At 73.4% G+C, this 21,108-nt stretch carries 20 protein-coding genes; 8 read left to right on the forward strand and 12 right to left on the reverse strand.

Annotated features, from left to right (window positions below; genetic code table 11):
- The first annotated feature begins 64 nt into the window (after positions 1–64).
- Entirely contained in the window at positions 65–424 is a 360-nt protein-coding gene (locus tag SMD20_RS38335) for a MerR family transcriptional regulator (RefSeq protein WP_329590649.1), read from the forward strand.
- 72 nt (positions 425–496) lie between these two features.
- Here the strand turns inward: SMD20_RS38335 and SMD20_RS38340 are convergent, their stop codons facing one another.
- Positions 497–1,681 (reverse strand): RNA-guided endonuclease InsQ/TnpB family protein, encoded by a 1,185-nt coding sequence (locus SMD20_RS38340; RefSeq protein WP_329590651.1) that lies wholly within the window; start codon positions 1,679–1,681, stop codon positions 497–499.
- Complete coding sequence (locus SMD20_RS38345; RefSeq protein ID WP_329590653.1) at positions 1,674–1,931, reverse strand: hypothetical protein; 258 nt, start codon at positions 1,929–1,931, stop codon at positions 1,674–1,676. Before SMD20_RS38345 ends, SMD20_RS38340 begins: the two co-directional genes overlap by 8 nt.
- A 112-nt stretch (positions 1,932–2,043) precedes the next feature.
- Between SMD20_RS38345 and SMD20_RS38350 the strand changes: the two genes are divergently transcribed.
- Positions 2,044–3,489 (forward strand): penicillin-binding transpeptidase domain-containing protein, encoded by a 1,446-nt coding sequence (locus SMD20_RS38350; RefSeq protein WP_329590655.1) that lies wholly within the window; start codon positions 2,044–2,046, stop codon positions 3,487–3,489.
- On the opposite strand, the gene SMD20_RS38355 is transcribed toward SMD20_RS38350, so the two are convergent.
- Positions 3,490–5,352, reverse strand: a complete 1,863-nt coding sequence (locus tag SMD20_RS38355; protein ID WP_329590657.1) for an ABC transporter ATP-binding protein — start codon at positions 5,350–5,352, stop codon at positions 3,490–3,492.
- A 193-nt stretch (positions 5,353–5,545) separates the two neighbouring features.
- On the opposite strand from SMD20_RS38355, the gene SMD20_RS38360 reads away from it, so the two are divergent.
- From SMD20_RS38360 to SMD20_RS38370, 3 genes are all read left to right on the forward strand, one after another.
- Positions 5,546–6,838 carry an ABC transporter substrate-binding protein gene (locus SMD20_RS38360; protein ID WP_329590659.1) on the forward strand — a complete coding sequence of 431 codons (1,293 nt, stop codon included), beginning with the start codon at positions 5,546–5,548 and terminating at the stop codon, positions 6,836–6,838.
- Between the two features lie 69 nt (positions 6,839–6,907).
- Complete coding sequence (locus SMD20_RS38365; RefSeq protein ID WP_329590661.1) at positions 6,908–7,789, forward strand: carbohydrate ABC transporter permease; 882 nt, start codon at positions 6,908–6,910, stop codon at positions 7,787–7,789.
- Positions 7,786–8,646, forward strand: a complete 861-nt coding sequence (locus SMD20_RS38370; protein ID WP_329590662.1) for a carbohydrate ABC transporter permease — start codon at positions 7,786–7,788, stop codon at positions 8,644–8,646. Before SMD20_RS38365 ends, SMD20_RS38370 begins: the two co-directional genes overlap by 4 nt.
- Here SMD20_RS38370 and SMD20_RS38375 read toward each other — a convergent pair.
- From SMD20_RS38375 to SMD20_RS38400, 6 genes are all read right to left on the reverse strand, one after another.
- Positions 8,636–9,640, reverse strand: coding sequence for a 2-hydroxyacid dehydrogenase (locus SMD20_RS38375; protein WP_329590663.1), 1,005 nt, complete (start codon positions 9,638–9,640; stop codon positions 8,636–8,638). The two genes, SMD20_RS38370 and SMD20_RS38375, sit on opposite strands and share 11 nt — an antisense overlap.
- Positions 9,637–10,254: a histidine phosphatase family protein gene (locus tag SMD20_RS38380; protein ID WP_329590664.1), complete on the reverse strand. Its 618-nt coding sequence runs from the start codon at positions 10,252–10,254 to the stop codon at positions 9,637–9,639. Before SMD20_RS38380 ends, SMD20_RS38375 begins: the two co-directional genes overlap by 4 nt.
- Positions 10,251–11,666 (reverse strand): FGGY-family carbohydrate kinase, encoded by a 1,416-nt coding sequence (locus SMD20_RS38385; protein WP_329590666.1) that lies wholly within the window; start codon positions 11,664–11,666, stop codon positions 10,251–10,253. The genes SMD20_RS38380 and SMD20_RS38385 overlap by 4 nt, the downstream gene beginning before the upstream one ends.
- Entirely contained in the window at positions 11,663–13,141 is a 1,479-nt protein-coding gene (locus SMD20_RS38390; protein WP_329590668.1) for an FGGY-family carbohydrate kinase, read from the reverse strand. The genes SMD20_RS38385 and SMD20_RS38390 overlap by 4 nt, the downstream gene beginning before the upstream one ends.
- Positions 13,142–13,228: 87 nt before the next feature.
- Positions 13,229–14,197, reverse strand: a complete 969-nt coding sequence (locus tag SMD20_RS38395; RefSeq protein ID WP_329590670.1) for a sugar-binding transcriptional regulator — start codon at positions 14,195–14,197, stop codon at positions 13,229–13,231.
- A 62-nt stretch (positions 14,198–14,259) separates the two neighbouring features.
- Positions 14,260–15,234, reverse strand: coding sequence for a helix-turn-helix domain-containing protein (locus tag SMD20_RS38400; RefSeq protein WP_329590671.1), 975 nt, complete (start codon positions 15,232–15,234; stop codon positions 14,260–14,262).
- Positions 15,235–15,299: 65 nt separating this feature from the next.
- On the opposite strand from SMD20_RS38400, the gene SMD20_RS38405 reads away from it, so the two are divergent.
- Positions 15,300–16,532 (forward strand): MFS transporter, encoded by a 1,233-nt coding sequence (locus SMD20_RS38405; protein WP_329590673.1) that lies wholly within the window; start codon positions 15,300–15,302, stop codon positions 16,530–16,532.
- A gap of 43 nt (positions 16,533–16,575) precedes the next feature.
- Here the strand turns inward: SMD20_RS38405 and SMD20_RS38410 are convergent, their stop codons facing one another.
- Positions 16,576–17,556 (reverse strand): LacI family DNA-binding transcriptional regulator, encoded by a 981-nt coding sequence (locus tag SMD20_RS38410; protein WP_442942555.1) that lies wholly within the window; start codon positions 17,554–17,556, stop codon positions 16,576–16,578.
- A gap of 67 nt (positions 17,557–17,623) precedes the next feature.
- On the opposite strand from SMD20_RS38410, the gene SMD20_RS38415 reads away from it, so the two are divergent.
- The gene (locus tag SMD20_RS38415) at positions 17,624–18,811 is read left to right on the forward strand and encodes a CynX/NimT family MFS transporter (protein WP_329590675.1); all 1,188 of its coding nucleotides are present in this window, start codon (positions 17,624–17,626) and stop codon (positions 18,809–18,811) included.
- A 22-nt stretch (positions 18,812–18,833) separates the two neighbouring features.
- Positions 18,834–19,484 (forward strand): hypothetical protein, encoded by a 651-nt coding sequence (locus tag SMD20_RS38420; protein WP_329590677.1) that lies wholly within the window; start codon positions 18,834–18,836, stop codon positions 19,482–19,484.
- Here SMD20_RS38420 and SMD20_RS38425 read toward each other — a convergent pair whose 3' ends face one another.
- Both SMD20_RS38425 and SMD20_RS38430 read right to left on the reverse strand, forming a co-directional pair.
- Positions 19,485–20,033 carry a cysteine dioxygenase gene (locus tag SMD20_RS38425; protein ID WP_329590679.1) on the reverse strand — a complete coding sequence of 183 codons (549 nt, stop codon included), beginning with the start codon at positions 20,031–20,033 and terminating at the stop codon, positions 19,485–19,487.
- On the reverse strand, positions 20,030–20,926 hold the full coding sequence (locus tag SMD20_RS38430; RefSeq protein ID WP_329590681.1) for an amidohydrolase family protein: 897 nt from the start codon (positions 20,924–20,926) through the stop codon (positions 20,030–20,032). Before SMD20_RS38430 ends, SMD20_RS38425 begins: the two co-directional genes overlap by 4 nt.
- Positions 20,927–21,108: the final 182 nt, after the last annotated feature.

Consider the following 21,108-nt stretch of genomic DNA (forward strand, 5'->3'; position numbering starts at 1 on the left):
ACCTGGAGCGCGCTCCATGTCAAACGGTTGACCTGGAGCACGCTCCAGGTGAAATCCTGAGGGGGTGAGCGTGTACACCCCCGCCGAAGCCGTCGTGGAGACCGGCTTCTCCCTCGACACCTTGCGTTACTACGAGAAGATCGGGCTGCTGGAGCGCGTCGACAGGAACGCCGCCGGGCAGCGCAGGTTCAGTGAGGAGGACATCGGCTGGCTGGGCACCCTGCGCTGCCTGCGTGAGACCGGCATGCCCATCGCCACCATGCTCCGCTTCGCCGAGCTCGTCCGCGCCGGCGACCACACCGTGCCCGACCGGATCAAACTGCTGGAGGAGCACGACCGGCAGGTCCAGGAGCAGATCGCCAACCTCGCCGAACGGCAGGACTACATCCACAACAAGATTTCCTACTACCGCAGTCTCCTGTAGCCCGCCCTTTGCGCTCCGGCTGTTAGACCGTGAGCCGTGACTCCTCCGCTCCCCGATGGAAGCGGCTTCTCGCTAAGCCGCTTGCGCAGCCTGGCGAAGGGCAAGCCCTGCCCCGCGGATGTTGACCGCCCCGTTCACGTCGGCGTGCGCGGCATGCCCGCACGCCCGACATCGGAACACGGCTTGAGTGACGCGGTTCTCCGCGGCGACGTGACCGCATTCGGCGCACCTGCGGGAGGTGTTGGCGGGGTTCACCGCGATCACCTCCCGACCGGCGCTTTCAGCCTTGTACGCGAGGACCCGCAGGAACACCCCCCAACCCGCGTCCAAGATCGACTTGTTCAGACCGGACTTGGCCGCGACATTGTGGCCGGGCGCCTCGACCGTGCCGGACGCGCTGCGGGTCATGTTCGCGATCCGCAGGTCCTCGTGCACGATCACGTCGTAGGCGCGCACCAGCGCCAGCGCGGCCTTGTGCGCGGTGTCGAGACGTTGACGACGTACCTTGGCGTGCAGCGCCGCGACTTTGGCCACGGCCTCGCGGCGGCGGTTGGAGCCGCGTTTCTTGCGAGCCAGGTCCCGCTGGGCCGCCGCGAGCCGGTCGGCGCAGGCGGCCAGGTGACGCGGGTTGGCGAGGTGCTCGCCGTCGCTGGTGGTCACCAGCGACGCCACGCCCATGTCGATCCCGCCCGCCGCGCCCGTCGCGGGCAAGGGCTCGGCAGGCACGTCGTCACACGACAGCACCACGTAACAGCGCGCCCCCTCCCGCGTGACGCTGATCGTCTTCACCCGGCCCTTGACCGGCCGGTGCTGGTGGACGCGAACATGCCCGACGCCCTGCAGCCGCACGAACGTGGCAGTGGGGTGGTCGGGTTGGGAGTCCCAGCGGCAGCCGTCACCGTCCTTCGGCCACTCCGCCGCAGTGAAGCGGCCCCGGCCCTTGAACCGCGGGAACCCGGGCGTGCGCCCGGCCTTGACCCGGTCGAAGAACGCGCGAAACGCCCTGTCCAGCCGGCGCAGCGTGGCCTGCTGGGAAGAGAACGACCACCGGGCTTGACCGTCCGGATCGTCGGCCCGGATGTGCTTCAACTCACCGGACTGGTCGCCGTAGCGAATCGTGACCTTCGCTTTGGCGTAGGCGGTGCGGCGGTGCTCAAGAGCGGCGTTGTAGAGCTGCCGGTGGTCTTCCAGGCAGGCCGCGAGCGCGGTCTCCTGCCGACGGGTCGGGCGCAACAGGAACTTGTACGACCTACGCACAGCCACCACCCTTGGGGGCGCGTTCGTCTCGCGCCCGGAGGTGGCGCTGCACCGTCCGGGCGGAGCGCAGGGCGCGCTGGGGACGGGATTTGACGAACAGGCGCGCGTGGTCAGGCATCACCTCCAGCACCACGACCCGCCGGCCGTGCTCGCCGGTCTTGGCTGCCGTGGCGGCGATCGACTCCTGCATGCGGTTCTTCGCCCGGCCGCCCACGGCCGCGTGGCGCCAGCCGCCCACCTGAGGAGTCATCCGATCATTATCCAGTGCCGCACCTTTACTGCGGCGACGAACGGAGAACTCTGATGGGTGAACCAGACAGGTCACCGCACGCCCGGGCCTTGACGGCCCTCGGGAGGACGTGATGGCGGAGACGCGGGGCGGGAGGATCAACGAGTCGGTGGGCCGCGTGGCCCTGATGTGCGGCGGCCTGTTGTTCGCGCTGCTGGGGCAGGTCACCGTGATCCAGGCGTTCGGCACGTCGGCGCTCAACGCCGACCGCAGGAACGAGCGGCCGCTCATCGAGCGTTACTCCCACCCGCGCGGCCACATCCTCACCTACGACGGCACGCCCGTCGCCGTGAGCCGCCCGTCCGGTGGCGGCCCCTACCGGTTCCGGCGGGTCTACCCGCACGGGCCGGTGTACGCGGCCGTCACCGGCCATCTGGCGCTGCACCGGGCCACCGGCATCGAGCAGGCCGAGGACGGCGTGCTGTCCGGCGCCGACGCCCAGGTCAAGGTGCGCTCGCTGGTGCGGGCGGGCGAGGTCGAGGGGGCCGACGTCCGGCTGACGATCAGCGACCGGGCGCAGCGGGCGGCGTACGACGGGCTGCGCGCGGCCGGGGTGCCGGGGGCGGTGGTGGCGCTGCATCCGGCGACGGGGGCGGTGCTGGCGCTGGCGTCGTACCCGTCGTACGACCCGAACGCCTTCACCACCTTCGACCGGGACCTGCTCGACGTGACCGGCCGGCGGCTCAGGGAGGACCCCGGCCGGCCGCTGCTGAACCGGGCGCTGAACCGGCCCTATCCGCCGGGCGCCACGTTCAAGCTGGTCACCACGGCGGCGGCGCTGTCCTCCGGCGAGTACACCCCCTCCAGCCTGCTCGACGCGCCGGCGCTGCTGTCCCTGCCGGGCGGGCGGCAGACCGTGCGCAACAACCCCGGCTGCGACGACGCGCACCCCACCCTCATCTACGCCTTCCAGGTCTCCTGCGAGACCGCCTTCGCCGGCATCGGGCTGCAGCTCGGCCAGGACCTGCTGCGCGACCAGGCGGAGGCGTTCGGCTTCAACGCGGGGCCGCTCGCGATCCCGCTGCCCGCCACGCCCAGCAGGTATCCGTTGAGCATGGACCGGGCGCAGACGGCGCTCGCCGCCATCGGGCACCACGACAACCGGGCCACGCCGCTCATGATCGCCATGATGTCGGCGGCGGTGGCCAACGGCGGGGTGCTCATGCGGCCGTACCTGGTGGAGGAGGTACGGCTGCCGGACGGCTCCGTGATCAACCAGGCGGCGCCCGCGCCGTGGCGGGTGGCGATGCCGCCGGCGCTGGCCAAACACCTGGCGGCGTTGATGACGACGGTGCCGCGGGCGGGCGGCACGGGGACGAGCGCGGCGCCGCCCGGCGTCGAGGCGGCCGCCAGGACGGCGAAGTCCGCGCCCCCGGATCAGGAGCAGGCGCTCGTCACCGCGTTCGCGCCCGCGGACAAGCCCGAGGTCGCCGTCGGGGTGGTGCTGGAGCGGCCGGGCGCGCGGGCCGCCGCCGTGGCGACGATCGCGCGGGCGGTCATCCAGGCCGCCCTTTCGTGATCATCGGTAGGCGGTGGCCTGGAGGCTGTAGAGGTCGGCGTAGAGCCCGCCCCTGGCCATGAGCGCGTCGTGGTCGCCCTCCTCGGTGACCCGGCCGTGTTCCAGCACGTAGATGCGGTCGGCGTAGCGGACGCTGGCCAGGCGGTGGGTGATGAGCAGCACCGTGCGGCCGTCGGCGTGGCCGCGGATCCGCTCGAACAGCGCGTGCTCGGCGCGGGCGTCGAGCGCGGCGGTGGGCTCGTCGCAGATGAGCAGGTCGGCGTCGCGGTGGAAGCCGCGGGCCACGGCGATGCGCTGCCACTGCCCGCCGGACAGCTCGTGGCCGTCCTTGAACCGGCGGTCGAGCAGGGTGCGGTAGCCGTGCGGCAGCCCGGCGATCACCTCGTCGGCCCCGGCCACCGTCGCCGCCGAGTGCAGGGCCTGCTCGCCCTTGTCGGTGCCCATCGTGATGTTGTAGCGGGCGGCGAGCGGCCAGCGGGTGTGGTCCTGGGCGATCACGGCGGTGCGCAGGCGCAGCTCGTCGGGGTCCACCTGGCGCAGGTCGGTGTCGTCCCAGTGGACGGTGCCGGAGTCGGGCTCGTACAGGCCGGCGAGGATCTTGGACAGGGTGGTCTTGCCGGAGCCGTTCTCGCCGACGAACGCGATGATCTCGCCCCGCTTGATCTCGACGGAGACCTCGCGCAGCGCGGGCTCCTCCGCGCCGGGGTAGGTGAAGGTGACGTTCGCGGCGGTGATGCGCTGGAAGCCGGCCGGCATCGGGGTGGCCCGGCTGCCCGGCACCCGGAGCTCGGCGTCGGCGCAGAACTCCAGGAAGTCGGTGAAGTACAGGCCCTCCTCGTAGAGGCGGTTGGTGGCGTACATCAGGGTGGACAGCGACTGCTGGGCGGACCTGATCGCCAGCACCGCCGTGCCCGCCACGGCGAGCGGGATCGCGCCGATCGCGAGCAGCACGCCGAGGGCGACGTAGACCAGGCCGGCGCCGAGGCCGCTCAGCGCCTCGCCGGCGACCCGCGCGTACGTCTGCCGCCGGGCCAGCCCGAGCATCACGTCCTGCTCGACCTTGGCGACCGCGTCGTACATGCGCAGCAGGAAGCCGCGCATGGTGAACGCGCGCACCTCCGCGGCCGGGTCGCGGTCGGCCAGCAGCTCGCCGATGATCCACTTGCGGCGGGCGGCGGGGATGAGGGCGTACAGGGTGGCGTAGCGCATCTTGGCGCTGCGGACCATGGCCCAGGCGTCCGGCAGCACCGCCAGCAGGAGCAGCGGCAGCAGCACCGGGTGCAGCACGCCCAGCACGCCGGCCACGGCGGCGATGCCGACGGCGGCGGTCAGCACGTCCACGGTCGCCGACACCACCGAGTCCGCCATGGCCACGCCGCGCAGCCGGGCCCGCTGGAGCGCGTCGTGGAAGTCGGGGTCGTCGTAGGCGGCCAGTTCGACGCGGCTGGTCAGCCCGTACAGCCGCTCCTCGGTGAGCCGGCTGACCTGCGGGTCGAGGCGGGCCTGCGCCCAGCCCGCACCGGCCTGCACGGCCGCGCGCAGCGCCGCCGCCGCGCCCACCAGGGCCAGGCTGGGCAGCGCGGCCATCACCCGGTCGGCGGTCGGGCCCGCGCTGAACAGCGCGGTGAGCACGCCGGTCGTGGCGAGCAGCCCGAACGCGGTGAACACCCCGCCGAGCAGGTTGAGCGTGATCGCCAGCGCGGTGTCGCGCGGGCTCGCCCGCCAGGCGATGCTCATCGCCTGGGACACCAGCGACGGCAGCCGCCTGGCGATGGTGAGGAAGCCGACCTCGGCCAGTTTGCCGGTGTGGGCGTGCCAGTCCGAGAAGGAGATCTCGCCGAGTTCCAGGGGCTCGTCGGGCATGCCAGGAAGTGTGCCCAGCGTGAGCGCCGCGCCCCCGGGAGTGACAAGGAACAAGCGCCTGCGTCAGGGGGAGTATGCGGAGCTGTTACCACCTCATCCCTTGACGTCCCGTTGTGTGAGATGGGTTGATAGCCCCGTTGACAACGTTGTCAAGAACCACCTGCTTCGGGGGACTTCGAAGGGATGGTGTGCGATGCGACGGTGGTTGGCAACCGCCTCGATCATGATGGCGGGCGTCCTGGGATTAGCCGCGTGCGGCGGTGGCGGCGGAGGAGAGTCCTCCGAACCGCCCGCGGCCAGTGGCGGCAAGCAGCAGGTCGAGGTCTTCTCCTGGTGGACCGGGCCCGGTGAGGCGGACGGCCTCGCCGAGATGCGGAAGATCTTCGAGCAGCAGAACTCCACCTACTCCTTCTTCGACGCCGCCGTGGCGGGCGGCTCCGGCGACAAGGCCAAGGCGCTGCTGGAGTCCAAGCTCCAGGCCGGCCAGCCGCCGGACACCTTCCAGGGCCACGCGGGCGCCGAGCTGCAGGGCTACATCAAGGCGGGCAACCTGGAGGACCTCACCTTCCTCTACGACGAGCTGAAGCTCAAGGACGTCTTCCCGCAGCAGCTCGTGGACCAGATCAGCGTGGACGGCAAGATCTACTCGGTGCCGGTGAACATCCACCGCTCCAACGTGCTCTGGTACAACCCGGCCGTGCTCAAGGAGGCCGGCGTCGCCGCCGCGCCGAAGACGATCGACGAGTTCATCACGGCGCTGGAGAAGGTCAAGGCCACGGGCAAGATCCCGCTGTCCATCGGCTCGGAGTGGACCGTCACCCACCTGCTGGAGAACGTGCTGCTCGGCAGCCTCGGCACCGACGCCTACAACGCGCTGTTCAAGCCGGGCGGCAACTGGGCCGGGCCCGAGGTCACCAAGGCCCTCGAGAGCTTCAACAAGATCATGTCGTACGCGGGCGACCCGCAGGACGACTGGCAGCCCGCCGCCAAGCAGGTGGCCGACGGCCAGGCCGCGTTCAACATCATGGGCGACTGGGCCTACGGCTACTTCCACAACCCGCCCGAGGGCGGCCTCGGCAAGACCTCGAAGACGGACTTCGACTGGGCGCCGGCCCCCGGCACCGAGGGCACCTACCTCTGGCTGTCCGACAGCTTCACCCTGCCCAAGGGCGCCAAGCACCGGGACGGGGCCATCGCCTGGCTCAAGGTCGCGGCCAGCAAGGAGGGACAGGACGCCTTCAACCCGAAGAAGGGCTCCATCCCCGCGCGCACCGACGCCGACAAGTCCCTCTACACCGACTACCTGGCCGACGCGCTGAAGGACTGGTCGGGCAACAAGCTGGCCGGCTCGGTCCAGCACGGCGTCTCGGTGAACCAGCCGTGGCTGGCCGCCATCACCGAGGCGGTCGGGCTCTTCATCAGCAGCAAGGACGTCAAGGCCCTCCAGCAGGGGCTCGCCGACGCGGCCACGGCCAACGCCCAGTAGCGCTCTTTTGACGCCATCGAGCGGGACGCGGCGGCCCGGCCGGCCGTCGCGTCCCTGGAGGGAAGAATCGTGAGGCGGGCACGTACGTGGCTGCCCGGGCTGCTCCTCGTCACCCCGTCGATCATCCTGATCGGCGTCTTCGTGTACGGCCTGCTGGGCTGGAACTTCCAGCTCGCCATGACCGACAAGCACAGCCAGGTGGCCGAGGGCGAGTTCGTGGGGCTGAAGAACTTCGTCGACATCTGGGACCAGCCCCGCTGGCACCTGTCCGTGAACCACACGATCCTGTTCACGATCGTGTTCGTGCTGGGGGCGCTGCTGCTCGGCTGGCTGCTGGCGTTCCTCATGGAGAAGGGGATCAGGGGCGAGGGGACGTTCCGGGCGATCTACCTGTTCCCCATGGCGATCTCGTTCGTGGCCACCGGCATCGTGTGGCGGTGGCTGATGAACTCGGGGACGGGGGAGCGGGCCGTCGGGCTCAACCGGCTGTTCGGCTACCTGGGGCTGCCGGAGTGGCAGTGGTTCCGTGACCAGGACTGGGGCATGGCCGCGATGGCGTTGCCGGCGATCTGGCAGATGTCCGGATACATCATGGCGTTGTTCCTCGCGGGCTTCCGCGGCGTGCCCGAGGAGCTGCGCGAGGCGGCGCGGGTGGACGGCTGCACCGAGTGGGGCGTCTACCGCCACGTCGTGCTGCCGCTGCTGCGGCCGGTGCTGCTGTCGGCGCTGATCATCCTGGGGCACATCTCGCTCAAGGTCTTCGACCTGATCGTGGCGGTGTCCGGCAAGCAGATCATCACCGACGTGCCGGCGGTGTTCATGTGGGTGGCGGTCTTCGACTCCCACGACCCGGCCAAGGGGGCCACGATCGCGGCGTACATCGTGGTGAGCGTGGCGATCTTCGTGATCCCGTACCTCATCTGGTCCGTGCGCAAGGAGAGGACGTCATGACGGCGGTGGCCGGGCGGCGGGGAGCCGTGTTCCAGTGGACGCGGTTCGGCGTGCTGTGCCTGTTCGTGGCGGTCTTCCTCATCCCGATCTACGTGCTGCTGGTCACCAGCTTCAAGCCGCTCACCGAGGCGGACCCGAGCCAGGCGTGGAACCTGCCGCGGACGTGGACGGTCGAGGCCTGGCGGGTGGCGTGGGAGAAGCTCGCCCCTGGGCTGTGGAACAGCGTGCTGCTGGCCGTGCCGGGCTCGCTGCTGTCGTGCGCGCTCGGCTCCATGAACGGCTACGTGCTGTCCAAGTGGCGCTTCCCCGGGGCGGACGTGCTGTTCACGCTGTTCCTGTTCGGGATGTTCATCCCGTACCAGGGGGTGATGATCCCGCTGGTGCAGCTCCTCGTCGGGCTCAACGACCTGACCGGGCTGGACGGCGTGTTCTACGGCGGCATCCCCGGCCTGGTGCTCGCCCACGTCGTCTACGGCATCCCGATCTGCACGCTGATCTTCCGCAACTACTACGTGACGATCCCCACCACGCTCATCGAGGCCGCGCGGGTGGACGGGGCCGGGATGCTGCGGGCGTACCGGTCGGTGGTGCTGCCGGTGTCCGGGCCCGCGATCGCGGTGGTCGTCATCTGGCAGTTCACCTCGCTGTGGAACGACTTCCTGTTCGCCGTCTTCCTCACCGGGCCGACGAGCTGGCCGACGACCGTGATGCTCAACAACATCGCCGGCGCGCAGGCCACCCCGTACAGCCAGCAGATGGCGGCGGCGATCCTGGCGTCGATCCCCACGATGGTGATCTACGTCCTGCTGGGCCGGTTCTTCATGCGCGGGCTCATGGCGGGGGCGCTCAAGGGTTAGCGACATGCAGGAGGGGTTCGCCGCGGACGTAGCGGGCCACGTCGGCCGCGACGATCGCGGCGGCCTTCGCCGCCGTCTCCTTGCTCGCCCCGGCCAGGTGCGGGGTCATGACCAGGTTCGGCGCCGTGAGCAGGCGCGAACCCTCGGGGATCGGCTCCTCGGGGAAGACGTCCATCGCGGCGCCGAACAGGTGGCCGGACTCCAGCGCGTCGCAGAGCGCGTCGTAGTCGAGCAGCGCGCCGCGCGCGCAGTTGACCAGCACCGATCCCGGCGGCATGGCGGCGATCTCGGCCGCGCCGATCAGGCCGGCGGTCTCCGCGGTGGCGCGGGCGTGCAGGGAGACGAAGCGCGAGCGGCGCAGCAGCTCCGGCAGCTCCACCTTGCCGGGGACGTCCACGTACGGGTCGTGCACCAGCACCTCGGCCCCGAACCCTGCCAGCATCCGGGCCACCCGGCGGCCGATCGCGCCGTAGCCGACCAGGCCGACCGTGCCACCCTCCAGCTCGGGGCCCACGTTGTCGTAGGTGTAGTAGTCGCCGCGCCACACGCCCCCCGCCAGGTCGGCGTGGGTCTGGGGGATGCGGCGGGTCGCGGCGAGCAGCATGGCGAGCGTGTGCTCGGCGGTGGCCACCGCGTTGCGTCCCGGCGCGAACGTCACCCGCACCCCGGCCCGCGCGGCCGCCTCCAGGTTGGCGTTCACCGGCCCGCCCCTGCTGACGCAGAACAGCCGCAGGTCGGGGGAGGCGTCGAGGACGCGCTTGGTCAGCGGGGCCATCTGGGTCACGCAGACCTCGACGCCGCGCAGCGCCTCGATCAGCTCGTCCTCGACGTCCGAGGCCTCGTCCACCTCGCCGACGCGGCCGAACGGCACCACCGGCCACGGCAGCGTCAGCTCGTGGACGTCCACCTCGCCGGGGACCTCGCGCCGCAGCGCGTCCACCAGCAGGCGGTTGGTGACGAAGTGGTCACCTGCGGCAAGGACTCGGATGGTCAACGAACGGCTCCCGTCGGGCAGTTGTAGTGAAGCAGCGCGGGCCGACCGTCGTCGCGGAGCCGCAGCTCGGTCAGTGCGCAGTTGTCCAGGCGCGGGAACAGCCGCCGGTACTCGCCGAGCGGCACCCCGATCAGCGCGCAGAGCGCCAGCCTGATCGCCGTGGTGTGCGCCACGACCAGCACCCGCCCGCCGGGATGCGCCGCCGCGGCGTCCCGCAGCGCGGCGACGAACCGGGCGGCGGCGGCGCGCGGGTCCTCGCCGCCGGGCAGCGGATGCGCGGCCGGGTCGGCCTCGAACGCGGCCCGCGCCTCGGGGAAGCGCGCCGCCATCTCCGCCGAGGTCAGCCCCTCGCCCTCGCCGAAGTCCAGCTCGACGAGGCGCGCGTCGGTGCGCAGCGCCCGACCGGCCCGTTCGGCGGCGGCGGTGGCGGTGATCACGGCGCGGCTGAGCGTGGAGGCGAGGACGGCCGTCAGGCCCGCGTCCGCGGCCCACTCGGCGAGCGTGGCCGCCTGCTCGTGGCCGCGCGGGGTCAGCTCGACGTCGCTGACGCCCGCGTAGCGGTTCTCGGCGTGCCAGACGGTCTCGCCGTGGCGGACGAGCACGAGGTCGGTCAACGGGTGGTCCTCTCGCGGGCGTGTGCGGCGACGTACGGGTCCAGCCAGCCGCGCCGTTCCAGCTCGGCGACGAACCGCAGGTAGAGCTCCCGCCGCCCGGCCCCGGACGGCTCGACCACGGCCCTGGTCCTGATCATGCGGGCCGGGTCGCCGCCGGCCAGCACGGCCATGCCGAGCGCGGGCTCGGCGTTCTCGCGCAACGTCACGGGACGTCCGAGGACGTCCGCGCGCAGCCGGGTCCAGTAGGCGCTCCGCGTGGCCCCGCCGGTGAGGATGATCTCGCCGTCCACGGGCGCGCCGAGCAGGTCCAGGTAGTCGAAGCACAGCCGTTCGACGAACGCCGCGCCGAGCAGGATCGCGGCGTACCGTTCGACGTCGTCGGCGGGCTCGCCGAGCGTGAACGCCTCGGCGGTGGGCGCGTCGAACGGGAAACGCTCCCCGCGCGAGACGAGCGGGTAGGTCACGGCGGAGGCCGGCTCCCTGCGGGCGGCCTCCGCGCTGAGCGCGTCGAGGTCGCGGCCCGGCAGGTCGCGGGACAGGACGCCGGCGCCCGTGCTGGACGCGCCGCCCGGCAGCCAGGAGCCGTCGGGGGCGCGGTGGGAGTAGACGACGCCGAGCGGGTCGTGGATCAGCTCCTCGGTCACGCCCTTCAGCACCAGCGTGGTGCCGAGCACCGAGTTCCAGCTCCCGACGCCGGTCGCGCCCGCGCCGAGCTGGGCCGCGCAGCCGTCCGTGGCGCCCGCGACCACCGGCGTGCCGGCCGGGATGCCGGTCTCGGCGGCGGCCTCGGCGCAGACCGTACCGAGGAGCGCGCCGGGCCGGACCACCTCGGGCAGCGTGCCCGGGGGCAGCAGGCCGAGCACCTCGTCCGGCCAGCGTTCGGCGACGAGGTCCACGCCGGTCTTGAGCGCGTTGCTGAGGTCGGTGGCGACCTCGTGGCCGACCAGCCGCCGGTTGACGAAGTCGCTCTGGTGGGCGGCGCGGGCGCCCGCCGGGGCGTCGCGGAGGAGCCAGAGCAGCTTCGGCAGCGCCCAGTTGGGCTGCATGCGCCGGTAGCCCAGGCGCTCCCACACGGCCGCGCCCGCCTCGTTGGCGCGCTCGGCGGAGGCGCGGCGGTCGTCGTACATGAGGGCGGGCGTCAGCGGACGGCCGTCCGCGCCGGTGAGCAGGATCGTCCCGCTGGTCGCGGCGACCGCGACGCCCCGCACCCGCTCAGGGGCCACGCCGGCCAGCGCCTCGCGGGTGGCGGCGGCCAGCTCGCGCCACCACTGCTCGGGGTCCTGCTCGTGGCGGGGGCCGTCGCGGTGGCTGGTGAGCGGGCGGGCGGCGGCGCCGGCCACCTCGCCGTCGCCGCCGACGACCAGGGCGCGCACGCTCTGCGTGCCGAGGTCGACGCCGATCCACACGCTCATGCCCGGCTCCGCATCTCGGCCAGCAGCGGCCAGGCGTCCGCGTGGCCCGCGCGGAGCGTCAGGAAGTCCTCGAACAGCCGGTCGTAGCGGGCGCGGCGGGCCGGGTGGGGCTCGACGGCGTCGCGCAGCCGTACGTGCTCGGCCGCCGCCGCGGCGAGCGACGGGGCCGCTCCCGTGGCCGCCAGCGCCGCGACGTACGCGCCCCGCGCCCCCACCTCGGCGTCGGCCGGCCGCCGCACGGGCAGCCCGGTGACGTCGGCGATCAGCCCGAGCCAGGTGGCGCTGGCCGAGCCGCCGCCGCACACCCGCAGCTCGCCGGGGTCCCTGCCGGTGGCGGCCAGGCAGTCGCGGATGACCAGGGTGAGCCCTTCGAGCGCGGCCCGCGCGATCTGCTCGGGCCCGTGCTCGAACGACAGGCCCAGCAGCGCGCCCCTCGCCAGCGGGTCGGAGAACGGCGCCCGCTCCCCGGCCGGCGACAGGTAGGGCAGGAACGCGAGCCCGCCCGCGCCGGGCTCGCTCCGCCCGGCCAGCTCGCCCAGCTCCTCCGGGCCGCCGAGGCCCAGCAGCCGGCACGTCCACTGCACCACCTCGGTCCCGGCGAACGTGGGGAAGGCCCGCAGGTAGCCGCCGGGCAGCGCGATCGTGATGCCGGTCGGCTCGCCGTCCAGCGCCGGGCTCTCGGCGACGACCTCGGTGCACAGGGTGGTGCCGAGGATGGCGCACGCCTGCCCGGGAGCCACCGCGCCCGCGCCGAGCGCGGTCGTCACGATGTCGTACGGTGCCATCACCACGGGAACGCCGGCGCGCAGGCCGAGCGCGTCCGCGGCCCGCCGCGTGAGCCCGGCGACCGGGCAGGAGCGCACCGGCGGCAGCAGCCGTTCCGCCCACTCCATGCCGAACAGGCTCAGCAGCTCCGGCGCGTACGCCCGCGCCCGCAGGTCCATGAACGGCGCGGAGGCGTCGGACTCCTCGGCCGCGAGCTCCCCGGTGAGCCGCGACCAGATCCAGCCGCCGCAGGTGAGCAGGGCGGCCGACCGGTCGATCCTGGCCGGGTCGTGGGCCCGCAGCCAGGACAGGACGGCGTGCGGCAGCCCGGAGGCGGCCGAGGAGCCGTTGATCCTGAAGGCCGCGGCGGCCAGGCCGTCGCGGGTCCAGGCGTCGACGGTGGTGGCGGCGCGGGCGTCGTTCCAGAGCACGGCGGGGCCTGTCGGCTCGCCGTCGGCGTCCACGAGCCAGCAGCCGTCGCCCTGGGCGGTGACGGCGACCAGCTCGACCGGCTCGGCGACGGCGGCGGCCACCTCGCGTACGGTGGCCGCGACCGCGTCCCAGACCGCGTCCATGTCCTGCTCGGCGTGGCCGGGGGCGGGGCGGGACACGGCGGTGGCGCGGCGGGCGAGCGCCGACTCCGCGCCGGTGTGGTCGTAGGCGACCGCCTTGATGACCGTGGTGCCGGCGTCCACGCAGATGACCGCCATCAGGCGCTGCCCTCGCTGCCCTCGCTGCTCACGAAACGACGTTAGCGTGCCTTCAGAAACTTTGTCCAGCACACTTGTTCACTACGGCTAGAGCTGGTGAGCGGCGGCCACCAGTCCCTCGGCCGTCGGGGTGTCCGTGACGAGCTCGTTGAAGTAGCCGCCCCTGGCGCCGGCCACGATCGACAGCACCTTCTCCGCGCCCACCGCGACCGCGATGACGGACGGGATGCGGCGCAGCTCCTCGGGCTTGGCGGCCACCAGCCGCTCGCTCCCCGGGTACGTCACCGGCGCGCCGTCGCGGTCGTAGACCCGCATGCACACGTCGCCCACGGCCCGGCGCAGGCTCTCGGCGTCGCGCGGCATGAGCGAGGGCACCATCTGCCGCATGAGCGGCGCCGAGCCGACCCCGACGAGCGCGCACTTGGCCCGCGCCCACAGGTCCATCACCCGGCGCACGGACGGCTCGTGCTGCAGCGAGTAGAACAGCTCGGGGCCGGGCAGCGCGGGCGCGTAGAGGTAGGCGGGCACGCCGCCGACGCGCTCGGCCAGGATGCGGGTGGTCTCGTTGGTCTGGAACCAGGGCTGCGGCTCCTCCTGGCCGCCGACGGCCGGGGCGATCGTGACGCCGGGGAACTGGCCGAGCCCTTCGCGGGCGCACTCGTACACGGTGGTGCCGGAGGCGACCAGCACGACGTCGCCCGACTCCAACCCCACGCCGGCGAGGGCGCGGGCCACCCCAGGCGCGAGCCACGGGCCGAGCGCCGGGCCGCTGACCTTGGGCACCAGGTGGACCCGCCGCAGGTCGAGCGCCCGGGCCACCTCGTCGGCCAGCGGGCCGTCGGCCATGGTGTCGGGGCGGTGCACCCTGATCTCGACGATGCCCTGCCTGCGGGCCTCGGTGAGCAGCCGGCTCACGGTCGCGCGGGAGACGCCGAGCCGCTTGGCGATGTCGCCCTGGGTGGCGTCCTCCAGGTAGTACTGCTGCGCCGCCGCGTACATCAGCTCGTGTGGGAATCTGGCCTGCTGGGTGTCGGGGGCGGCGTCGGCGGCGTTCATGCGCCCTCCTTGAACAGCTTTGCAGAACTGATGCTCAACGAGCATACCTTTGATGTCCCAGGCTAGCCGTTGATCAAGGCGTCGCCGAGAGGCGTACGCGTGTAGAGGACGCCGCGGCCCACGCGGGCGCCCGCGATCAGGCCGGTGCGGCGCAGGGCCGCGATGTGCTCGCCCGTCGTGCCGGGGCTCTGGCCCAGCAGGGCGGCGAGCTGCGTGGTCGTCGCGGGCTCGGCCAGCTCGGCGAGGATGCGGGCCCGGCTGCGGCCGATCAGCGGCGCCAGGGCGCCGTCGGGCCGGGGCGGCGCCGCGCCCAGCCCGCGCGCGGGATAGAGCAGCGCGTACGGCCAGGGCTCGTCCAGATAGGTGGCGATGGACGTCATGAACGCCGACGGCAGGAACAGCAGCCCCTTGCCCCCGAGGTCGTGCCGCTCCTCGCGCCCGGAGAGCATCCGCACCTCGATGTGCCCGCTCCGGCGCCACCGGACCCGCGGGCTGAGGTCGTCCAGGGCCGCCGCCCAGCCGTAGGCGGCCAGCCGGCCCGCGCGGTAGGCCACGTCCCGCTGCAGGATCGCGTGGAAGCGCGGCCAGTCGTGGGCGAGCACGTCCGTCCACAGCGCCTCGTACGCCTCCGCGAACAGCTCCACCACCTCCGGGCCGAGCAGCAGCTCCCGCACCCAGCCGGTGACCGGCGGGCGCTGGGCCAGCACCCGCTCGATCTCGGCGTGCGCCCGCGCGACCGGCGTGGCGCGCACGGCGGCCAGCTCGTCGGCGAAGGCGACGTCCACGGCGGTCGGGGGAGGGGCGATGAAGTCGACGTTCGCCGCCCCGATGTTGCCGCTGACCGCGGCGGCGGCCCGCAGCGCCGGGTAGCGGGCGGCGAGCCGCGCGTACGTGCCCCGCCACCGCTCCGCCCACTCCGCGTGCGGGCCCGCCTCGACGCGCCCGGCCAGCAGCCACTGGGCGTGCATGGTCTCGATCAGCGGGGAGATGGCGAACCTGCTGGCCATCAGGTCCTGCGAGGTCACGTCGATGCGCACCGGCACCTTTCGGTTATATCCGAAGAAGTCGCGCTAGTGGCGGTCCGGTCCGCACCATCGGTCGGGTGAAAGGCGCGACGTTCGGCGAGGTGTTCGCCGTCAAGGAGTTCCGGGTGCTGTTCGGCAGCTTCGTGCTGCTCATCGCCGGGGACGTGGTCAAGATGCTGGCGCTGTCCGTGCTGGTGTACGCGCGGACCGGGTCGGCGGGGTTGTCGGCGGCGGCGTACATGGCGGGGTGGCTGCCGTTCATCGTGGGCGGGCTGTTCCTGCTGTCGCTGGCCGACCGGGTCGCGCCGCGGGCGCTGATGATCGCCGGCGAGGTGGTGCGGGCGGTGACCTGCCTGGTGCTGGCGTACGCGGAGCTGCCGGTGTGGGCGCTGCTGGCGCTCGTGCTGGCCACCGGGCTGTTCTCGCCGGTGTTCATGGCGGCGCGGGCGGCCATGCTGCCGGAGGTGCTGCCCGGGGACGCGTTCGTGCTGGGGCGGTCGGTGCTCAACGTGGCCTCGGCGAGCGCGCAGATCGTGGGGCTCGCGGCAGGGGGCGCGTTCCTGGCCGCCACCGGGCCGTCCGGGGCGCTGGCCGTCACGTCGGCGCTGTCCGTCGTGGCGGCGGTGGTGCTGCGCGTGGGCCTGCCTCATCGACCGGCCCGGGTCGCCCGGGAGGCCGGGCGGCTGCTGTCCGGGTGGGGCGGTGCCGTCCGCGAGACGCTGCGGGTGAACCGGCGGCTGGTCGGCGACCGGCGGGTACGGGGACTGCTGCTCGCCCAATGGCTGCCGTGCGTGTGCCTGGCCGGGGCCGAGGCCATGGTCGTGCCCTACCTCGGCGGCGAGGGGCGGGCCGGGATGGTGCTGGCGGCGGCCGCGGGCGGGATGGCGGTCAGCGAGTTCGTGGTGGGCCGCTTCGCCCGGCCGGAGCTGCGCGAGCGGCTGTCGCTGCCGCTGGCGGTGCTGCTCGGGGCGCCCTGGCTGGGCTTCGCGCTCGCGCCCGGCATCGGCTGGGCCGCGGTGCTGGCCGCGCTGGGGGCGGCGGGGCTGGCGTACCAGCTCGGGCTGCAGCGGCGGTTCGTGGACGTGGTGCCGGAGGAGACGCGCGGGCAGGCGTTCGGGCTGCAGTCGGCGGGGCTGATGACCGGGCAGGCGCTGGGCGCGGCGGCCGTCGGCGCGCTCGGCGAGGCGGCCGGTCCGGGGACGGCCATCGCGGTCGCGGGCGGCGCGGGCATCCTGGTGGCCCTGGCCCTCGCCGGCATCCTGCGCCCGCCGGCACTCACCGCGGAAGCCCGCCCGAGCCACGCCGGCTGAGGACTCAATAGGGGAGCTCGCCCGAGCCACGCGGGCTGAGCACTCACGGCGGCAGCTCGCCCGAGCCGCGTGGGATGAGGCGGACCGGGAGCCGGATGTGCTCCGGTGGCCCTTCGTCGCCGAGCAGCCGGCGGAACAGCAGCTCGGCCGCCACCCGCCCCATCCACACCGGGTCCTGCGCGACGACCGTCACCCCCGGCCGCAGCAGGTCGGCCAGCTCGAAGTCGTCGAAGCCCACCAGCGCCACCTTCCGCCCGGCGAGCGCCCGCAGCGCCGTCACCGTGCAGCGCCCGTTGCCGGTGAAGATCGCGGTGGGCGGCCGGTCCAGGGCGAACATGCGCTCCAGGTCCGCCCGCATCGCCTCCTCGGCGGGCGGCCGCATCGCGACCAGGCGGGGGTCGTACCGGTCGCCCAGCGCGTCACGGTAGCCGCGGTGGCGCTCGGCGGCGGTGTAGATGGCGGGGGCGTCCCCGACGAAGGCGACCCGCTCGTGGCCCTGCCCGAGCAGGTGGCGTACGGCCCGCCCGGCCCCGCCCGCGTTGTCGGCGAGCACGGTGTCGGCGTCCAGCCCCGCGCCAGGCGGCCGGTCGGCGAAGACCACCTTCGTGCCCGCCGCCAGCTCCGGCCGCAGATAGCCGTGGTCAGCCCCGGCCGGCACGACGATGAGCCCGTCCACCCGCCGCGCGCAGAACGTCTCGACCAGCTCGCGCTCGCGCCCCGGCTCCTCCCCGGACGAGCCGCTGAGCAGCAGGCAGTCGTGCGCGATCGCGACGTCCTCGACGGCCCGGCTGAGTCCCGCGTAGAACGGGTCGGCGACGTCCTCGATCACCAGCCCGATGGTGGCGGTCCTGCCCCTGCGCAGCACCCGCGCGCTCTCGTTGCGGCTGTAGCCCAGCCGGTCGATGGCCGCGCGCACCCGCTCGGCCGTCGCCGGATGGACGCCGGGCTCGCCGTTGACCACGCGCGATACGGTCTTCAGCGCCACGCCCGCCGCCGTGGCGACGTCCTTCATCGTCGGTCTCACGCCTGGATCATGTCTCACCGTACGGGGGCGGACAACGCTGTCAGGGCGTGTGCGAGAGTGGACGCTTATGTCGTTGCGATCTGCGGTGCTCGTGGCCGGGTTCGTGCTGGCCGCGCTCAACCTGCGCCCGGCCATCGCGGGCGTCTCCCCCCTCCTCGACGAGATCATGGGCGACGTGGGCCTCTCGCCCGCGGGCGGCGGCGCGATCACCACCGTGATGGTGGTCTGCCTGGGCATGTTCGGCCCGGTCGCGCCCCTGCTGGCGCGGCGGATCGGGCTCGACCGCACGCTGCTGGCCGGCCTGCTCGTGATCGCCTGCGGCGTGGCGCTGCGCGGTCTCGACGGCGCGCCGGTGCTCTATCTCGGCTCGGCGCTGGCCGCCACCGCGATCGCCGTCATGAACGTCTCCATGCCCGGCGTCGTCAAGCAGCACTTCCCGACCCGGATCAGCGTGATGACCGGCGTCTACGTCTCCGCCGTGGTGGCCGGCGCGGCCGTCGCCTCGGCGGCGGTGATCCCGGTCGAGCGGCTCACCGGGTTCAGCTGGCGCGGGGTGACGGCGCTGCTGGCCGTTCCCGCCCTGCTGGCGGCGCTGCTCTGGCTGCCGCAGGCGCTCCGCGCGCAACCCGCTCAGCCGAGCGGCCCGCGCCCCTTCCGCACGGTGCTGCGCAGCCGCGTCACCTGGTACGTCACCGCGCTCATGGGCCTGCAGTCCCTCACCTTCTACGTCGTCCTGGCCTGGCTGCCGACGATCTTCATGGAGCGGGGCGTGCCCGCGGAGCAGGCCGGCTACCTGCTCAGCCTGACGAACCTGGTGCAGGTCGCCGCCTCGCTCGCGGTCCCGGTGCTGGCCGGGCGGCGGGCCTCGCAGGTGCCGTACGTGGTGGGCGCGGGCGTGCTGACCGTGCTCGGCTACCTCGGCGTGCTGCTGGCCCCGACGACCCTGCCGTGGCTATGGATGATCGTCCTCGGGCTCGGGCAGGGCGCGTCGTTCGCGCTCGCGCTGCTCATCATCGCGCTGCGCCCGGCGGACCCGGCCGCGGTGACGGCGCTGTCGGCCGTGGCTCAGTCGGCCGGGTACGTGATCGCGGCCCTCGGCCCGCTGCTCTTCGGCTACCTGCGGGAGCTGTCCGGCGGCTGGAGCGTGCCGCTGACGGTGGCGCTGGGGGTGCTGGCGGCGCAGATCGTGGTCGGCTGGTTCGCCGGCCGCCCTGCTACGTTAGGCCCTGGCCGACTTGAAGAGGGCCGGCCGTGAAGAGGCCGGAAGGGGGTCCGGGGTGCTGACGGACGTGCTCCAGCGCATGGCCGACGCACGCGGCGGTGTGCTCGGGGTCGAGCCCGGTCTGGTCATCGAGCCGGACGAGACCTGGACGCCGGTCACGGAGCTGCTGCGAGAGCCCTGCACGCTGCTGGACGAGCTGATCGACGAGACGGCCCGGCGCTGGAACGCGCCGCAACACGTCGGCGCGGCACTGTTCTGGAAGACGTTCGGCTACTGGCACACGCTGCCCATGGCGCTCGGCTGGGCGCTGGACGGACGGGTGCCGATCATGCGACCGGCGGAGACGTGGTTCAAGGTCTCCGAGGCCGGCGTGACGATCGCGGCCACCCGCGTCACCTGGACCGGCGGCACGGACGCCATCGGCGAGGCGCTGGCCGAGACCCAGCAGCCGCTGGTCACCGTCATCAGCCGCCGGGCCAGGGTGGGCGAGCGCACGCTGTGGGGCTCGACGGCCGAGGCGTTCGCGCAGCCGCTGACCTCCGTCGTGCCCGGCGACTACATGGAGCTGCTCAGGCGGATCGGCCCGCCGGTGGACGGCCTGATCGAGCCGGCGGGCGACACCTACTTCCGCAGGACCTGCTGCCTGTGGATCACGCTCCCCGACGTGGAGCCCTGCGCGAGCTGCTGCGTGCTGCGCCCGCGCTGATCAGGCCACTCCGACGGCCGCCTCGACGTCGTCCAGGGGCCGCAGCTCGTCGGCGTAGCTCACGGACACGCGCCGCATCACGCCGGTGCCGTCGATCGAGTACTGCCCGAGCCGCCAGAGCGGCGGCGAGTAGGCGTGGATGGAGACGCTGCGCTCCACCGCCCCGGTCAGCCGGTGGATGTGGTCAGGCCCGAACGAGAACGACTGCCCCTCCGTGACCACCGTCTCCAGGTGCTCGCCGCCGATGCGCGGATTGCACTCGCGCAGCGCACCCTGCACCACGTGCACCGCGCCCGAGGAGATGTCGTGGTCGTGCCAGCCGGTGTCGTCCTCGGGGCGCCAGCACAGGACCCATACGTCCACGTACGCGTCGCGGTGCAGCGAGGCGTAGTGCCGCCCGCCGTCCTCGGGGAAGTCCACCAGCTGCTCCCACTCCTGCGGGCTGGCGGCCAGCCGGTCCACCAGGTCGCGCAGCTCGCGCCGGTCGAGCGTGCGCTCGGGGAGGGCGTGGCAGGTCCCCCCGTCCTGCTGGATCTGGTCGGTGCTCACGTACGTGTCTCCTCTCTGGACGGTGGAACGGTCGCCCCGGGACGGATGCCCAGCAGGCGGCGGGGATTGGTGACGCGGATGGCGTGGGCGGCGGCGGCGCCGAGACCCGGGTCGGGGGCGGTGGCGTAGGGGGCGTCGGAGCCGTTGACGACGACGTCGATCCCGAGCTCCCTGACGATCGCGTCGATCGCGCGGGGGCCGTAGGAGGAGGTCTCGACGAAGGCGCCGGGATCGACCAGGCCGCGGCCGGTCCCGCCCCTGGCCAGCAGCCGCTCCGAGTGCAGCGGCGCGAGGCCGGCGAGCAGCGCGAAGCACACGCGCAGCCTCGGGTGCCGGGGCCGGACGACGGCCTGGAAGTGGTGCCACGCCTGGTGCATCTGCTGCACGTACGGCACCACCGCGGGCCACCACGGCGGCGCTCCCTCGGGGACGCGCGCCGGGCCGGGGTGCACGAACAGCGGCAGGTCGCGGTCGGTCAGCACGTCCAGCAGCCGGTCGTCGGGCACGGCCGTCGCCGGGATCTGCAGCCCGGCGCAGCCGCGGTCGAGGTCGGCCGCCAGCCGGTCGGGATCGGGCTCGCTGTGGCAGGTGGCCGCCCAGACGCCGAACGGCTCACCGAGCCCGAGCGCCCCCTCGTGGTGGGCGTCGAGCAGCGGCCAGGACTCCTCCGGCGGCAGGAACTCGATGCCGAGCGGGCTCGACAGCGACACCAGCGCCAGGTCCAGGCCGGTGGTGTCGCGGCGTTCGTGGTCGGCCGGGTTCACCTCGTAAGGCGGCTCGCCGTCGAGGATCAGCGTCCAGCCGTCGAGCCGGGGCGGGGCGGTGCGCGCCCGCAACGCCGCCACGAACGAACCCGTCCACAGATGCTGATGGACGTCGATCCCGCCGCTCACGATCTTCCCTCCCCTCATTTCCTACTAGTATTACATACAAACCTGTTGTCCAGGGACACCGGAAGAGTGAAGCGATTCAGTGATACGGTTCAGTGAAACGCTTCACCTCCCTGGCTGTCAACGGCCCGCCGGCCCCTGACGCCGCGCCGCCGCCGGGGCGGTGTCAGCGGGGAAACCGGATT

The sequence above is a fragment of the Nonomuraea sp. LP-02 genome, from assembly GCF_036289125.1.
GTDB lineage: Bacteria > Actinomycetota > Actinomycetes > Streptosporangiales > Streptosporangiaceae > Nonomuraea > Nonomuraea bangladeshensis.

Coding starts and splice junctions, on each gene's coding strand:
- SMD20_RS38415 (WP_329590675.1), top strand. CDS start 17,624: ATGTCGTTGCGATCTGCGGTGCTCGTGGCCGGGTTCGTGCTGGCCGCG.
- SMD20_RS38360 (WP_329590659.1), top strand. CDS start 5,546: ATGCGACGGTGGTTGGCAACCGCCTCGATCATGATGGCGGGCGTCCTG.
- SMD20_RS38355 (WP_329590657.1), bottom strand. CDS start 5,352: ATGCCCGACGAGCCCCTGGAACTCGGCGAGATCTCCTTCTCGGACTGG.
- SMD20_RS38350 (WP_329590655.1), top strand. CDS start 2,044: ATGGCGGAGACGCGGGGCGGGAGGATCAACGAGTCGGTGGGCCGCGTG.
- SMD20_RS38395 (WP_329590670.1), bottom strand. CDS start 14,197: ATGAACGCCGCCGACGCCGCCCCCGACACCCAGCAGGCCAGATTCCCA.
- SMD20_RS38385 (WP_329590666.1), bottom strand. CDS start 11,666: ATGAGCGTGTGGATCGGCGTCGACCTCGGCACGCAGAGCGTGCGCGCC.
- SMD20_RS38370 (WP_329590662.1), top strand. CDS start 7,786: ATGACGGCGGTGGCCGGGCGGCGGGGAGCCGTGTTCCAGTGGACGCGG.
- SMD20_RS38345 (WP_329590653.1), bottom strand. CDS start 1,931: ATGACTCCTCAGGTGGGCGGCTGGCGCCACGCGGCCGTGGGCGGCCGG.
- SMD20_RS38390 (WP_329590668.1), bottom strand. CDS start 13,141: ATGGCGGTCATCTGCGTGGACGCCGGCACCACGGTCATCAAGGCGGTC.